4 protein-coding genes are annotated in these 18,691 nt (G+C 46.3%); all 4 read right to left on the reverse strand.

Translation table 11 applies throughout. The annotated features are described in order from the left end of the window. Position 1: 1 nt before the first annotated feature. Positions 2-8,611: a DUF6443 domain-containing protein gene (locus FAM09_RS12975; RefSeq protein WP_136577543.1), complete on the reverse strand. Its 8,610-nt coding sequence runs from the start codon at positions 8,609-8,611 to the stop codon at positions 2-4. Positions 8,612-8,689: 78 nt separating this feature from the next. Next, positions 8,690-9,439: a hypothetical protein gene (locus FAM09_RS12980; RefSeq protein WP_136577544.1), complete on the reverse strand. Its 750-nt coding sequence runs from the start codon at positions 9,437-9,439 to the stop codon at positions 8,690-8,692. Between the two features lie 104 nt (positions 9,440-9,543). Then, entirely contained in the window at positions 9,544-17,502 is a 7,959-nt protein-coding gene (locus FAM09_RS12985) for a PA14 domain-containing protein (RefSeq protein ID WP_136577545.1), read from the reverse strand. Between the two features lie 79 nt (positions 17,503-17,581). Next, positions 17,582-18,685 (reverse strand): hypothetical protein, encoded by a 1,104-nt coding sequence (locus FAM09_RS12990; protein ID WP_136577546.1) that lies wholly within the window; start codon positions 18,683-18,685, stop codon positions 17,582-17,584. Positions 18,686-18,691 lie beyond the last annotated feature (6 nt).

An 18,691-nucleotide genomic window follows, 5' to 3' on the forward strand; every position in this document is an offset into this window, starting at 1 on the left:
CTTATTTAAACTTGTATTTTTTATAATTAATTTTCAAATCTGAAGAGGAAGCCGGATTTGTGGGATCAACGCCATTCGTCTTATAATCATAGTGTATCCCAAAAACACCATACATAAACGTGTTTGTGTATTTTTCTACATTCTTAGCTTTCTGCATTATCAACATTCCTTTTCTCCAAGAGTTCATCTCATTAAGTTCATCATCGTTTCCTTCTGTAGCCTTATGGGCTATTTTATTATCTAAATACACCCCAGTATATCCAACACTTGTCTTTCCTATTGTCGCACCCCACAATAATAAGCCTGCCTCGTTTCGGTTATAAAGCTTACCATCTATAAGGTATGCTGTATATAGATTACTTGGTTCTACGTTTTGATTCTGCCAATTCTTATTAAAAATTTTTCCATTCTTGTAGTCAAACTTCCCTTTTGCAACATGCTTATCTACACCAAAGAAAACTTCAAAATACGACTCCCCCTTGTAAATTTGCTTTACAAGAGCATCAATCGTTTCTAACTTAGAATCTGGAAGAGTCTCCTTATCAACGTTTTCAAAGAGTGTCGGTGCATCAAATCTGTCCGCATCTCCAAAAAAAGAATAATAAGAATTGCCTTGAAAATACGTTTGTCCTCCGATTAATATATTACCCTTCTCATGCTGCAGCCAGTAGGTATGATCACCCTTCATCTTAAAACGTCTATTCTCAGTCCCATCTTTATTGTAAAAAATCGAATCAGCCCCATTAGGATCCTTAATCCATACAGGATTATTTGCAAATGCAGAATATGAGCTTTCATAATGTTTTATTTTAGGATCCACGTTCCACCTCCTTCCAATCCTCGAATCATACTCCCAAAACTGTGCTGTATAACTATTTCCCAGCCCTTTCACTTCATTGTTCATCTCCTGTCCATTAAATCCAAACTTATAAGGTACATTACTATTAGGAAGCGCAACACGAGAAAGCATTCCAAACGGATAGTAATCCTGGGCTGTCACTATATGCGGCTCATAGTGATCTATCAAAGAACTGCTGCCGGAAGGTACGCCAAATTTTCTATCCGATATGGTGGCAAGAACATTGCCTAAATGGTTACTCAGTTCAAAGAGCTTGTTACCTCTACCAAAGATAAGACTATACCCTGTACCCAGCAACGGCATCGATGTATCGGCCGGATTATAATCAATGGCCACGTCAACAACACGTCTCAACAAACCTACCCGGCTGCTGCCATACAAATGCAGCTCGGTTTGAGTCAGGTGACCATCATTTAGGGAATCATTACCCGATGCATATACGCTCATCACATTTCCTTGCGCATCCCGTACATACCAGGTGGTATCGGCTGAAGCTGGTGATGTTTTAATAACCGCTTTGCTGATACGATTACCACCGGCATCGTACGTATACGATATATTGGTACCATCGCTTTTAATAATCCGGCTGATCTTTCCATATACCGTCCAACTGATGCTGGTGATACCTTCCGCATTGTCTTTTATTAAATTACCTATGGAATCGTACGCATAGTTGCCGGCAATCTGGTTGTCGATATCCACATCGTAGTTGGCGGCTGACACACTATCCTTCACATGATCGAGCCTGTTGGTTCCCATCACATATTTGTAGGTCAGGCTATCCATACCCAGCGGTTTGCTGGCAAAGTTGTTGTTTCCATTCCGCTTGTAACCCAAGATGTTTCCATTGGCATCATAACTCACTCGCTCTTGAAAATCGCTTAATTTGGTAATGTTACTCCATGCACTGCCCGTCTTGTGCCAGGCATCCATTGCTACCAAACGATTCAATTGATCATATTGGTAATTATACAACAATGGATTATTGAGCTTCTCAATATTCACCGCCATGCTGCTGATATTACCATTATACAGCGGGCGATATTCACTACCCAATGTCGTATTCACCGATGCATCCTGTGGTGTGGCACCGCTAATGGACTTGTAATCCCCATTGAAGTAGTTCAACATTACATTATATGCCGGCTTTCCTACTACACTACCCGTGCTGCCATCGGCTTTTAGGGTATATCCGCTTCCGTTGTATACATCCGGGTTCATCGACTTCATCCAGCCCTGCAGGTTATAGGCGTAATTAACCCCTTGTACCTGCTGCTCGCCTATAATAGTGCGGGCCAATGGTCCGTGATCATAATACTGGTAGAAGGCATCATTATCCCAATTGATGCTGTCGGCACTGGTAAGCACATGCGTAATTCGGTTCTCTGCATCATACACATACCGGTGATAGAATGCATCCGGCTGCCCCGGTTGATAACTTACCTGGTTTACCTTGCCGCTTACCAGGTCAAAGTCGTAGGCAATTTTCTTAAAGCGGTTGCTGTTATCAGCCATAGCTCCCCGCTTGTAATCCTGCAACAACGTATCTACATTGCCCAAAATGTCATAAGTGTAAAATGATGCTGTAGCAAAGTTATTACCAGCCAGATCGGTCGCAGTATTGAACAATGCCGTCCACGATACCCGGTTACGCAGATTTCGGGCTGTCAGCACTGGTTGTATCGGAGTGTATTCAACATCGTAAGTTGTCTTAGTTACCTGCTCTACGGTAGACGCCGCATTGGTTAACCATTGCGCCAATGTTGACTGACCGCGGCTGATAGTATCCGTAATGGCTGTACTGCTTGTAAGCTGTCCCACTTCGGTAATTCTCCCTAAAACATCATATTGGGTATAGCTATATTGGGTGCTGTCCTTTTGCTTCGCATTCTGCGACACACTTAATCTCCCCAACCGGTCGTACCAGAAATTGCTGGTACCGCCGTCAGGTGTATGCTGCGCTACTACCTGGTTCAGCGTATTGTACCGGTAATCGGTTACCAGCGTATGGGCCGGCACCAATTCTGTTCCCGCGGCGCGGGCGGCCTTTACCTGGTCTAATTCCACCGAATCGGTTATTTCATGCACCCCGGCTGGTGGTACGGTTTGCACCAGGTTTCCTGCCTGGTCGTAATAATACAAAGTATAATGATATTCATTCTTTGTATGCGTTACAGTAAATGATTCATACTGGTAAGCTCTCAAACACTTTTCTATATAGTTCCTTTCAAATGCGCCGGTCAATGAATCGAGGTATACTTTATGCAGCTCTGTTCCCTTACTAACAGCAAAGAAGGTACTGTCTGAACAGGCGCCGGCATAATCCTCCATTACAGGTGGCAACACGGGCTGTGACTTGCCGCACAATACCGGGCCATCGTAAATATTATAACAATTGCCATTGCCCGGGCATGCTATGCTTGAATCTTTTGTCAATGTTAATGCCAACCCGGATAATGTAACGTCTGTATAAACCGGTGATACGAACTGACTGCTTTCCGACGACCAGCCTATACGCCCCAATGTTGGATCGGTTGTTCCCAGGGTCACTGCATTGTCGTAACAGCCATGGCTGGGGTTCATCACCATCACCAGCAACTGGCTGTTATTATCGCCTGCTACGGTAAAACTGGTATCATTGTTTTGTAAAATGCGGCCAACAGTTTGTGTACCTGGCAATGCCGTTTCTGTCGCCCATAGTAACGATCCGGCTGCATCCATCCGTTGCCATACAATATGCGCTCCATTATTCCCGGTTTGCGCCACTATGTAACCGCCGTCAGTTGTAGGAAATACAGCGGATGTTACCATTTTACTGCTGCCGGCAGGCACATTGAAACGCTTGTACGATACTACCTCCCCTGCTTTTGTCAGGTTCACCACAGCCACCTGTGCATTGGTTGTTCCCAGTTTCTCCGCATTATTGGCCAGCACCAGGTACCCGTTCTCTGTTGCATATATGTCCCTGAACCAAACACTCTTGGTATCGCTGGTGCTATCGGCATAATGCCATGATCCCAACAAGCTTCCATCGTTCTTATCTATCCGGTATACCGCGCCATAATATCTCCCGCCCATATTCAGGTCATAGGCGGCGCCGGTAACTAATAAGGTATCTTCCTGTTGCAGCAATCCATAAGAAGGTGATCCATCATAGGTAACCGTATCGGCGCCAGGGGTATAACACTCGTAACTGTTGTTTTGCAAACGGCTGGTGCCAAAACGGTGCGTCCAGTTAATAGTTCCATCACTTTGCAAGCTGGTCAACACAAATTCTCCATGGCCGGTATGCTGGTTATACAATCCCAGCGCTGCATAACCGCCGCCGGATGTTTCAATGATATCATAGCCGCGTTCGCCCAACGGCGTTCCAAACCCAATCGCCTTTTTCCAGGTAACGCTACCGCCTGCATCTGTTTTCACCACCATGATGGCGCCTGTGGCGTAGTGGCCCGATTTCGTCGTTCCAATGGCGATGTAGCCGTTATCTGATGTACGTCTTACTCTTTTAAAGTAATCTTCATTGCTGCCATCATATTGTTTCGACCACTGTATGGCGCCGGTACTGTCTTTTTTTATTAATACTGCATTCGACCCTGTTTTTCCGGCCATAATAAATCCATGATCCGGTGTAGCCTGCACGTCTTCCAGTTTGCCAGGCACTGCTGCCATAAACATATTACCGATATGCTGGTCAACGCACTTTGTTACCTCGGTGATACTACCGGCAGAATCGGCGCATTGCTTCAGGAACTGCAAGTACTCCCAGGCTTGCAGCGAATAACCCAGGCGGTTATTCATGTAATTCTGGAAGAGAATATTTCGTTTTGTTTGTACCGTATCATCTGCATCGGCCAGCAGCGGCGTATCAATGGGATATTGCTGTTTATAATTATTGTACAAGCCATTGACCACCGTGCATGAGGAGCACACTTCTCCCGTATTACACTGCAAAGCAGGTGGCAGGTAAATGGGCTTGCTTAAATAAGAACATGAAACACCTGCTTCTCCTGAAACCGGCGCATTGTTACACAATTGGCGCAATGCATTCAGATCAGCATTGCTCATGGTAACCCCCTGCGTTCTTTGCATATAGTCTGCAAACGATGCATCTCCCCGCAGCACCCTGCCAGCCATATATTTTGCAAAGTGCTCATTAATAAGCCTGCACTCACAATCGCCTGGTTTGCTGATCACCGGCTTATCCGAATAAACAGGTTGCTTGTCGTAAGGCGCGGGCGCGGTGATCAATTCGGCATTACAATCCAGTCCATTGGTAATATTGTGCGCGTTATTGTAGGCTGCAATGATCTCCTGGAAACTATGATAGCCCTGGTAGTCAATACCCGCAGGCAGGGTACTTGCCCCAAAAGGATGGTCTATATCGCTGGCCTTACGGCAGAGTCCCTGCAACAGGGGCAAAATGGTATCACGTAAAGCGGCATCGGTATAAGAACAGGGCGATAACTCGGCTGCCCATTTTGCAGCCATTGCTTTACTGTTATTTTCGTAAAACTCGTTTAGTTGCTGCTGTGCAGCCGTTGATGCCTGGGTAGCCTGATCTGGATTATTGGCATAATCAAGGCCGTTCTCACTGATCACGGTTTTATAATCCTCATTAAAATGTGGCTCGTACCCTGCTTTTACCAGTTCCGCACGGGTAGGTATTTTATTATAAGCCGGGTTAGCCGTTGTGCAATTAACAGGCGTATTCACCAGTTGATTGATGATCTCCTGCTTGGCTGAAAGATACAATTGCCTGAAATTTTGCCAGGCCCTGTCCAGGTCGCCATCGCACCAGGTAGTATCGAAATTGCGTGTTTGGTTCGTATTGTAATAATCAACGCATGCTGTATTTGCATCATCACATTTCGTTATAATATTGGCCATGCTCCACATATTCACCAACCTCGATATGGCCCCTTTTTTCAGGGTCATGTATTCAGTCAACTTCTTTTCGAGCGCTGCCTTTTTCGCCGGATATAATGTAATTAAGGGGTCAATATTACCTGTATTGATCTGGTATGGATAGCCTGAATTACCGGTAGGATTCAAATACCCCGCAGCCCGGGCATCCTGGAAATTTTCTGTTGCTTCCATTTTTCGGTCCCACACATTGCTTGCCTTTAATGATTCCAGCATTTTGAGTTTGCAATACTCGGGGTGATAAGGCAATAATGCTTCTGCCCAGGTGGTGCGGAAGTTTTGAGCAAACTCCACCATGTTTAACGTGCCCGGATCCACCATCAGGTCACTTTGCATATCATACACTTTGTCGGGCTGGCCGTTTGCATCCAGGTAGTTCACGTCCTGCAGTCTGAATACCGGCACATAAGTAAGCGTATCCTTAGGATCAATATAAAAAACTGAATATTTGTCCCCGATCGCTTCTTTTGTTGTATCTGCATATTGTCCATAAGGCGGGGTTAGGTCCTGCAACATAGCTGCACGAACATCATTGTCTACCGATGCACTATCGCCGCACAACGTATTACAGGCTTCTACGGCATTTTTATAGGCTTCGGCTATTTGTGTGGTATAGGCCGCTTCTTCGGCCGGTGGTATACCTGCCTGTTCTATAAAATTACTCCTGAATTGTTCCAGCGTGCCCACATTCGTGCGGCAGGTTTGGCAATCAGGCACACAATCATCATTGGATTCGGCAATAAGGGTGCGTTGCTCATTGATGAAATTCTGCAAAGACCTGCAGGTATTATTCGGCAGGTAAATGCTATCGCGGTAATACCCATAAGCATCCTGGCTTATCGTCAACTTCTTGGTAACCTGGTAGCTTCCCTCGGGCAGCACCAACGTAAACGTCAGGTTCATAGGCGAAGGGGTGCAGTCAGGCGCAATAGCATTCAGGGAAAAATTATGCAGCACCGTATCAAAGGCTTTTTTGCCCGGCAACAACTGGTTATTACAGTTATCTGTGATCGTTATCTGCAGGTCGTACAGGCAGGAATAGCACACATCCTGCGTATCGCAATTTTTTTCTATCAGCGAAGCGGGATCTAAACTATATTTAAACGTATAGTTCCCGATGGCAGGCACCAATAACGACTTCTGGTTTATCATGCTCCGGTTATCCAGGTACCGGGTACCTGCACCAGCCAGATCTTCAATAATATAGCCTGGAACATTCGACGACAAAGCCGCCATTTTTTCCGGCGCATTTCCTGCCAATGCGGTGGCGATGGTACGGCCATGCATATCTACATAGCTTACACTATATTGCCCGTTGGCGTCCCGCACCATGTTCTTAAAATAGTGCGAGGCATCACCCACATTAGTCCCAAACAAGGCATCCAGTTCCCGCTGGTCGGGCGTGCCATAATAATACTTGGTCTCATGGCCGCTTCCCAGGCGATGATCGGGGCCTACGCCACTCTGCCGGCTGATCCGGCCGGTATTATCCTGGGTATATTCTGTTTCAGTAAAGGGATATTTCTGTGCATCGGGAATGAACTGGTTCATTCCAATGGTCTTGTTAGGGTTGTTGGGAGAATAATACCGGCTGGCGCCCGAGTCGGTACTCATTTCATCGGCATGCGCTTCACAATACTGGTCGGCACTGATGAGCGTATCGAAATTACGCTGGCTGTATTCCGCACTATTGATCCCAACATTAAAACCGGCGGCGTATTGAATAACGTTTTTCGGCGAAGGGGCCGGCATTACCTGTATGGCTGGCCGTCCCTGGTAATCGTAATACGTTTCTGCAACGATCGTGTTATTGGTAGTATTGTCTTTGGTAACGGTTTGGCGGGTGCGCAGGCTGCCGTCGAAATACTGCACCACTACTTTTCGTTTTCCTTCTTCGGCAAAGCTGATGTTCGATTGCCAGTTCAGCGAACGTTCATGGCCGGTAAACTGGTATTGCCCCATAACGGCCGGAGTAGCCTCAGTACTCCAGATGGCGGCCAATACCGAACTGGCTTTTCCAACCTGCACCGGTCGCACCCTGATGAAGAGCGTACCAGTGTTATCATAAATAAGCGGGATATTATAGGCGTTACCGGTTGTAGTTACCCGGGTAGCATTGTTATAAAATACCCGCGCCGGGTTTAACGGATTGCCATATTTATTATTAGCCAATGCGGTGGAATCGATGTACGTCCATTCCAGGTCATACTGATCGGCGCCTCGTATAACTGTCCAGGTTACCGGCAATTCATCAGCCTTGGGATCAGTTGACGGACTTACCGTAATATTGGTAACCGTATTGGTACAGGAAAAAATATATTTGGGCTTGGCCGTTAGCTGGTTTTCGATCAATAGCACCGAAGTTACATCCCAGGTGGCGCTGCCTGAATCTACCGACAATACCTTTACCGTTACCCGCCTTCCGCCATAGAACACAAAGCTGCTGCGCGCATTATAGCTGTGCGCCGAATCATAGTTAATGGTAAATGGTTTATCTATTGAATCTACTGCAGACCCATTGCTGTAAATGATCCGCAACTGCACTGTAACGGCAAAAGCTGTTCGCAAATACCTGGGCGATGCCTCATTTATTTTCAGCGTAACAACATTCTGCACCGAATATCCCGTATCGAGGTTGCCAATAGAGCCGGCATTAAAGAATGCCGAGTCTTCTACCGTCCGGGAAGAATCTGCACGTACCTGGTTCTTGCTGCCATCGAGGATAGCCTTTGCCACAACGCCGCCGCCGTCGCCAGCACGTGCCATAGCCGCGGTACAAACAAAGCCGATCAGTAGTAATATGCGGTAAAAGGAATGGGTCTGCATTTGAATCTTATTTTATCCTTTCTCAAATTCTTATTACCTGAAAAAGGTTACGGTACTGGTTTAGAACGTTGGAAAAGGTTACAGTTTTGGTGATGCTAAAAAGATCTGGTAGTCTTTATATTGTTCCGATGGTTCATATTTCCCCTGGCCAAGCCGGGTAAAATACCGGGCTTCGTTAAACAAAGCATCGGTAAATTGTCCCTTCCGGTATTGGCTGAATACGATCTCTATGCGTCCTTCAGACTGGTATTCGCCGTTATTGCCCTGCTCCATCAGTTGATCTTTTTCTACCAGCCCTTCTGTGGACAGCTCATACACAACCTTTTGAAAATACCCCGTTGATTCATTAATGACCATCGTAATATTTTTATAGGTCTGTCCGGGCGGGAAATTGACATTCAACGTAGCGATGTCTTTTTTATGGGTTACCTGCACACTTACTCCATTTAATTTCGCCAGTAGGGAATCGAGTATAGCTACCGGATCTGTTACCTGTGCTGACCGGGGCGTTGACAGGTAGATGAGCTTTTCATCTTTCATTACCTGTATGGTATACTTATCGTTCGTAATGGTTTCCACGTCTTGCAGGGAAAACCGCATCCGGTTCTTATCCAATGCCACTTCACCCGACATGGTATCAATGTATTTATCCGGCTGGTTTTTATTGGCATACCGGTACAACACATGAAAGCTTAAGTAAGCCGCCGACTTGTACGACTGTTGTACTTTCAGCATCAACTGTTTTACCGCACTCGTGGTATCTGATGCAGACGCAGGTATACTTACCAACGTACAACCCATTATTACCAATAAGAAGATCCTTTTCATATTTAAAGTTTCATACTATTATTAAATGCGCCACACTTTTCTTACTTCAACACCTGCCTGCCGGCAGGCAGGTTCAATATTCAACATTCGATATTCAACATTCATTACTGTTCTTCCTTCAACAACGCACTCCTGCTTTCCTTAATAGTTTGTATACCGCGTTCCGTTTCCTTTTTAACCCGTACCAGCGTACCATCATCGTCGTACTCATAAAATGAGGCATAGTTATTTTCGTCCAACTCTGCCATCAGTCGCAGGTTTACCGAATTGTAGACATACGATCTCATTTGAGCATTATAGGGATGAATGCGGATGTCGTCGAAATAGGTAGCGGCCGAATCGGATGCCTGCAGCGTTACCGTCATTTGTGTAGCATTGGCAGGAATATCAACCACCGCTTCATAGCGCTGCCAGCCTTCTACCAGGTTACCCGAAGGAGTTAGTTGAATGCTGGTAACATTGCCGCCTTCTACAAAGCCTACCAGGATGTGATTGCGGGTATACCCTTTACACAAACAGCTATTGTCTTCTTTTACCCATCCGCCCACGATCACCCGTTTACCAGGTATTGGCGAAAAGTTGGGCAGGATGGTGTTCTTTGATGCCAGCATGCCTTTGAACTTTGTACCGCAGGCATCGGACGCAAGCGCGGAAGTTAACTGAGCTTCCGTGGTATCTGCTGCCGGTTGCAGACTGGCAGAGATACTATACAGGCTATCCTTATCAACTTTCAAACTATATAAACCGGTATGCACCTGAGCCGTGCTCAAATATGACTTGTAAGCGGAGAAGTCAAACGACCTGGCAACCGGGCAGGTGTTATCACAGTTATTTGTTTCAAAGCCATAATCCTCAAAACCTTCATAAGCGCCTTCCTGGAAATGACTGTTTTGCAACACAGCCACCGGCATTGATAAACCATAACCGTAGATACCTGCATTATAGCGGCCGAGCGGATCTTTACTTTCCAGCTCAAATCCTTTTCGGTTAAACATGGTGATCTCACTGTTCCATACCCAGCGGGTGGTGTCGTATGATGGCGCCCAACGATTGCCCTGCAAGATCCAGAAAGGAGCGAAATCTTTTATGGCGCCATTGGTACGGATGTTGACCGGCTGCAATGGATCTGATTCCATGCGACGACTATAATATACATAACTGCGTAATGGACGATAATTGCCCAGGATGCCATACTGATAGGGATTCACCGTTGTATCTGTAACAGCGCTATAGCACAAAGCGCTGTTGATATCAGTACATTGTAAGGTAGAATTATACCGTAGCACAGCGCCCATGGTGTCTGGTTCTGCCGGCAATACCACATAGGTCACTTCCATCACCGGCCATTTGGCGGAGTCTGCATGGCGTTGCGAATAATAAGTTGAATAATAATTACCATAACCACTTTGCAGGTAACCGGGCATACCGGCAGTATCGGATACATCTTTATGAAAATCCTGCGATCCCTGTGTTAAAATGAACGACCGCGAAGCATACGTATAATTGCGATAACCCTCCAGGTATTCTTTCACATCTATAGTATCATTCTGGAATGGGACCGTTCTGCCGACTTCTTTATGCCAATCACTGTTAAGCGCTTCGCTATGAAAGGTGTCTATCGGCACTTTAGGGTACCAGCCGGGTGTAGCCAGCGATATGCTCAGGGTATCGACCGGGTTTACCGAATTGGCATTGGGCCAAAGCGTATGATGCCCACGCTGATCGGCCTGTAAGATCAATTTTGCCGATAAGATGTTGGCAGCGTCCGGAAGATGCCTGATGTTATTAAATCGCATGATGGCAATGGCATTGCGTTCGAATCCGCCCAGATCAAGATTGGTTTCTACCAGCAGGCGATCCGATACTGAATCTGTCAGCGTAAGCGAATCTCTGAACGTTGGACAATTTTGCATTGAAAGCAGGCTCGCTGAAAAATCAGGCGCAATACGCACGGTCACGGTATCGGGTTGCTGAATTACTACGTTCGGATTTTTAAATACCACCCCTTCGGATGTACAACTGCTGGAAGTTAAATTAAAGAAGGATTCCATGGAAGCCCTGCGGCGCACCAGGTTAAGCTCTACATTTCCAATGCGGCAGGTATAGATGGAGCCATTGGGATCTGCTGAAACCGGACTGAAATAACTGTTCAGATTTTCCTGCAAAATGGGACAACCGGATACATTAAGATTGGCTTCATTAACCAACTGCCCGATCGTTTTGCGTTGCCCAAAACCTCTTACAAATAATTGCTGCGAGGTAATGAGGTAATCAAAGAATGGTTTCATGCACGAGCAGGCTTCCGCTTCAAACCTGGCGCTGTCGCTGGAAGTGGGAACACAATCCTTAGTAAGATCAGATTTCCTTTTATCCGCCACTTTCCAATATTGCTGCATTTCACTGGCGCCGGCGCTGATCACCCGCGTAGCGGTATCGAACACCAGTCGGTACTTTCCTTCCCCATCACGCACTAATGGACTTTTAAGCGATGCTACAGAGCCAACCGCGCCATTCATATTGCGACGCCCTGAGCGGACCACTTTCAATGTAATATCGTTACCTGAAAATGGCGTTCCATTCTTATCAACCAGGAACAGGCGTTGTTCGCCACCACGTACGCTGTTGGAATCAATTACCCATAATTTATATCTATCGGGAAAGGTTGCAAAAGCATTGGTAGTACATCCTGTTGTGCTGATGGTTTCTTTACTGTATACCAGTAATTCATCTCCTGCAGCCAGGTACAGGGAATCATTCCCGTTGGTACCGTTTATTATTTTACCATTCCTCACCTCCAGGTGATTCAGGATGGCGCCGATATTTTTGTAAGCAGGCTCCACGCCTTTGTATACCCAATGCGCCGGGTAGGTGAACTGATACATTGAATCATTGAATTCATTTCGTGTTCTTATCAGTAACGGATCGCCGGTTTCAGCATCGTACACCAGGTTTTCGGAAGAAACCTTGCTGCCCTTTTCAATATGCACTACACTGTCTATAATACCATACCGGTAAATTACTTTAGTCATTGCCGCCGAACGGAACCGGGTTGTTTCTTTCTGGGCCAGGTTCAACAGGGTTGGGATCACCGCCGGTAAAGCGGCAACTGTAAACATATCACTGTTTAAATGGATGTTGGCGCCAATAGATACAGAGGTCTGGTCACGCATATCGGCCATCAATTCTATATCTTTCCCAATGGTTGCCGCGGTATCGATGTTCCCATAAGGATCGATGGTGGTAACCACGTTGTTCAGATGTTTGAACGCTACGTTTCCGTTATCAACCCGGTAAAAATTCTCGGTATACGAAACCGGATGAACAGGATCTGTTTCCCCATAGGAAGCCTCTGACCGCAATTTCCCATTCATATCATTCAACTCCACTTTAAAGCCCTGTGAAATGCTCAGGAAGCTTTTGGCATCGAGCCGAAGGAAATTTCTCAATACAGGTTTATATCTCTTTTTGGTATCGCCATCGAACATCGACCAGTCCCAGGTTGTGGGAAAATCGTATGTTGTATAGAACCTTGTTTCGGAATAACCATTTGCAGAACGGGTTTTATCGGTATGTATGCTTCTTACCCGCACCTTGCTATAGCCCACAGAAGCTCCGGGGAAGAACGCTTCGCCCAGCGGCTCTTCACTATACTGACCCGAAGCGGGGCCGAGCATAGACACCTTCTCCTGGTATTCGATCGGTAAATGGAATGGATTTTCTTCTGCGCCGATAACCGGTTCCCAGGCTGCCACCCCACTGCTAATGCGCGTATCTTTTCCGTTCACTGATTGCAGGGTGGTATAATCGTATTGCTGCCCGAAAACTGTTTCTTTCTTTTTCGTCATGGCATTCCAGTGATCATAGATCAGGATGCTTTTTACCCGTAAGCCACCGCCCAATTTCTTAAGCGAAGGGCAGTTCAGTCGTACATAGGAACGGGAAAGCGTAGTATGAGATACCCAGTTCTTCAACCTGGCCGATTTATTAAAGCCAAGCAGCATGTTACTAACGTCAGCCAACTGGGGCACCATCATGCGCACCACTTCAAGTGCGTTCAGGTTATCACCGGGCTCTGAATCTTTATAAGCCTTGGAAGGCAGGTTCAACCGCAGATAATTGATAGCAGCCTGCGCCAGGGGACTTAATGACCCGGGGCCGTCCCCATCATTGTTCACGCCGGCTATTTTGATATAGATAACATTCGGATCACTGGTAAGCCCGTACCAGTTAGCGGAAGCCGTATCCGGTTGTGCATAACAAGGCACATATTCCGAACCGGTACCATATTTATCAGTAGGCGGCATTTTCATAAACAACCTGAAATACAATTTGCTCATTCCGTTGAGGTAGCGGGCAAACAATTCCTGTTTTGTGCTCACTGCAACCGGCACTTTTACATACACATACCGGTAATCGATATTTCCCAACGACAGGTCTGTGGGAGAATACAATCTGTCGCTATTAGGGCCAGCCGTATTAGACCCGAATCCGGCAAGCTCCATCATTTGTGCTGCTCTTCTATTCTGTATATAAGCGTAATCGTCGCTTTCATATTTCACTTTAATTCGTGCACCGGAAGGAAGTTTAATAGAATCCAACGTCCAGGCAGCAGCGTTATACGCAGCCAGGGAGCTGTCCTGTAAAGCATACGGATAATCTGCATTATTTAACGGATTGCCGGTTGTAGCACCCGGATTTTGAGCCGGATCTTTATAAGTACCCCATTTATCGTTAGCATTGGTAGTGTACCGCGGGTTGTTGTTGTGATAATAAAATATGTATGGGTTGAGTTTCCCTTTATCATTACCGTTGTAAGTAAACCAGATCTTTTTCAGGGTTAACTTGCCCGAATCGTTGCCTGCATTATTACCATAGCGGTTAATACCCCGGCACAATTCATAGCTGTATTCAAAATGAACGGTTTTAACAGGCGTTGCACTTGTTCCATGCGCTAAAAAATCTGCTTTGGAATACAGGTCAATCTTTTTCAGGCAAAATGCCTTATCCCTGTTTGACTTTATACCGCTTTCACTGATCTCCAGCAGGTCTTCCCGGTGCTGCAGGGTAAAGGTGGCGATCATGGTCTTTGATTCTATGGTATGCAGGTACCACATTTCCTTTTTACCACTGATGTAATGCGCTTTATCATCGCGGTTATAGGTTTTCAGTCCTTCGTTATAATTGGCGCTGTCGTTATACGGTGCCCGCCATTCAAACGGACTGGCAATACCGGCGCTTTTTGCGTAATTGAATTTTACGGCATCTCCGAGGTCATCGTCGCTTATGCCATTGCCGGTTACATCTACATAATCTGGCGACAAAATGCCGGTCAACAAAAATGAGTGGGCATAGGCCGGCGTTTCCTGCCGGCTGTAATAGCCCTGCTTACCACTGTTATTCTGCGTACTGTTTTCTGTGCCGGAATAGGCAGTCATGCCCGTCTGGGTATTTTCCTCGCCATCTTTGTTCACCGAAAAACTTGTTTCCTTCTGCACTATATTATATACCGGAATGCCATATACGTACCGGCGGCCATCAGGGTTTAACACATCCACTTCGGAAATATGACTGCTTTTGCGGAAATTATTTACCCGGTCTTCGCGGGTAATAACCTCATCTATAATGGCCGTATCAACGAATGTCGGCGGATACAGGTATTTTCCATCAACCGTATCTTTATTGACCCTGTTAAATGGCCGATTGGGTTGATCCGGTCTTCTCCAGGCAAACTGCATAATTGCATGGCCATCGCCGCCCAGTTCTATATATTCGATGCGGAGGTTGTAAAAATGGTCCTTTACCAGGTTTACCTTCACCGTTGTCCAATCCGGTCCTGAACCAGGCCGCCAATTGTCAATCAGGATAGAATCATTCATCCATAACCTGCACCTGTCGTCAACCCGGATGCCAAAATCATAAATACCGGTTACGGGCGCTTTGAGACGGCCCAGCCAGCGAACGGTAAAGTTATCATTTGGAAATTTTCTGTCAATCTTGATTTGCGGATACCCCCCCTTATCAAGCCAGTAAGGCGTCCATTTCTCCCAGTCAAAGAAAACGTTCCGGTTATGTTGTATGGGAAGCCAGTAAGGTGCTTTTAAGTATCTGTTGGGATAATAATATCCCAGCACGCCGGTGCCAATACCCAACGTATCGCCTACCGAAACATCATCACAATGACGCGAACCGAATTTGTTTATGGTATGATGATAAATGTATTTATCCAAACCCACTACGGAAGCCTCGGCGGCCGTGAGGTAGGAAATTACCTGCGACCGTTTGTCGCGGGTATTGCGAACGGCATTCGCCGCATTCAGGTCAATGCTGCCAACCTTTTTCTTTTTGTTATACCGGTTAAGGGTATTGGAAGCAATAATTGTAGGACTACTCCAGCTTCTGTGCGATAAGGCGGGCGCTACCACGTCATCGCCACCGATAGCGTCATAAAAAGCCGTTGTATTGATCGATTTTTCTGCAGGATTGCGAAAATAAGCCGCTTCAAAAAGTCCCTGGCTATTACGGAAATTGATCGTTTCGCCCATAACGTTTTCCGACTGCCACGGTCCCGTTTGCGTATAGGAATAATTACTGTTCATGTCGGTTCCACCATGCACCACATCACCTAAACCAATATCAAGACTCACAGCATCGGTAATTGTTTTACTGGTGATGCGGTGATCGGCGACGAAACCGATATCGCCGCGGTATGGCCTGAATGCACCACCCGTACCTTCACCCGAAATTGAAAATACGTCGTAGGTGTAGGAAGGGACTGCAATATGTGGAATGGCCGGCTTTTCCCGGTAGGATAATTCTTTTTCCCGGTTAAAGTCACTCAATGCATTGCGGTTACCGACCATGTTCTGGTAATTCAGGTAGCCAAACACCGGAATAGCCACTGAAGTATCACCAGAGGCTATATATTCTTTTCCTCCATACCCATTGACAAAAACTTCAGGATGAGACCCCTTTACTTCATAACCCACTTTAAGCGTAACACTGGTATTCGTATTGGTCATGGGCATGGTAATAATGGGCGAGTAAGCAGGCCATGCAAAAGAGTGAGTGCCAAAGCCGGCGGAAGCACTCCTGACCCCATTCTCCCCTTTCTTTTTCTGCCATCCATTGGAATTAAGTCCTAATTGTAAAGTTTTCAGACCGGTCCTTGAATTATAAGAAGCAAATCCCCCCAGGCCGCCACCGCCGCCGCCATCATCATTGCTATTATGCCATTTGTATTGGGTAGATAAACTGGGATTAATAGAGATGCCGGTCTGTGAATTATTGGTTATAGACAAGCCCGCACTCAGGTTACCGAACGATTTTGAACCTGCACTTATAGAAGCATTTATTGATTTCTCAACTCCCCAGCCATTATACGTATTGTGAAAGATGCCTAAACTCGCGCCAATGGTTATGCCCTTACTAACGGTATCGAAAGCGATCTGGTTATTTTTGTTGAATGCCTGAAGACCAAACAATTCAAAATCTGCTCCTACCGTTACGCCAAAATTCTTGTTGGGTTTTATTGACGACACCTTCTTCATGGTATCAGTGCCTCCATTAAAATCATCGGGCACGCCACGCATGTTGCGGGTAATGGAACCCGGGTTGATATTCCAGCCAAGCCCTACCCAACTGGCATCTTCATCCATAGTAATGCCACTGTGGTAAGCAATATTCACCGGATAACCCCCAACATCCAGCAACGGAATATTATAACTGAAATCACCGCTGAACAGGTCAACCATGTTGTTACTGTTAACCGATGAAAACGACTGGCTCTCGGGTTGTGTGGGGCCGCCGGTGAAAACGCCATCCTTATTTTTTCCGGTAGCAGGAACACCTTCTCTCTTTACAATTGCGACTGGCGCACCGTTGCGCCCCACATTACTTAAAGCAGTGAAAGCATTGAGCGCGCCACCAGAAGAATAGCGAACGGCTGACCTTCGTGGTGCATACCAATAGCTGATCCTTTCTGCGATGGTTATCTGAACAAATGAAATACTCAACAGGAACAAGGCGATGTGTTTCTGATACCTTAAAGCTAAACTCAATAACATAATGCTGGGGTATATTAAGTGGGTACTATTTTTTATTGTTGGCTTTGTCCATTGGCCCTGAGCGAAGTCGAAGGGTTGCTTATTGCCTATTCACGGTAAACTTCACGCTCCAGTTTTCATTACGGCTACTGGCAAACCGGAACAGGTATACTTTATTAGATTGTAGCCTGTTATTCTTCCTCAACGGCACCTGCAACTGGTTTTGACCGTATTTCACTGCCAGTTCTCCTTCCTGCACCACCGGGTTACCGGCTTCCTCTATGCTGGTGATGGTATATTTTATAGTTGTATCTGCTGCTGCATTATCATAGGTGATGCGCAATACATTACCGGCAGTGGCAATGACGGCATCCTGCGTACGTTTCATTGCTACATACGGCACTTCTTTCTCGGTTACCAAACCGGGTTTAACTTTTGACACTTTGAATGTCCAGATATCACTAAGGGCAACGGGTTTACCACTGTTCATGGCCACCACCCGCCAGGCATATATCCTGCCGGTATCGAGCGACCGCGATGAGGCCGGATAATTCCAGAACAGGTCTTTCGTATATACAGAAGCGTTCAAAGGAATATTCTGTTGAATGGCGTCCGCTTTACCCTGGCCAGGCAATACTTCAACCAGGACCATTGCATAACCCAGGTCGTTGAAAAGACCGATCGGCGTAGGCGGCAGCCACGTAAACTGCGGATAAGGCGTTATTAATTTATCTTCATTGGCCGGCGTGTTCAGCAAGGGCGGGCTTAACGGATCTACATTTACAGGAATGCAATTCTCTACCAGCGTTATATTTCCTTTATCAACGCCCACCACGGTGTAACATGCCTGGTACCGGCCGGCGGGCAACATACCATTCGGATCCATATCAACGCGGGCAGCCGGAATGCTGTAGGTATACTGCACAGGCGACAGGTCACGCGCCTGCAATTGCCGGGCGCCTTTACCCAATGATACCGGCGCCGAAGTTGCAGTTATAACGGGTTGGTTCGTTTGTACATCCAGCAACACCAGGTTCACTTTTACCAACTGACTATTATTACCGGCATTCACCAGCACCAGGTTCCATAACTGATTTTTTATCAGTACACCGGCAGGTGGTACTTGTAGCGTCATGCTAACCTGCGCATAAGAGGTAAACACGCCTGCCAACAGTAAACTAAAAAGCATCCATTTTCTATACATAAGAGC

Source organism: Niastella caeni, assembly GCF_004834005.1.
GTDB lineage: Bacteria > Bacteroidota > Bacteroidia > Chitinophagales > Chitinophagaceae > Niastella > Niastella caeni.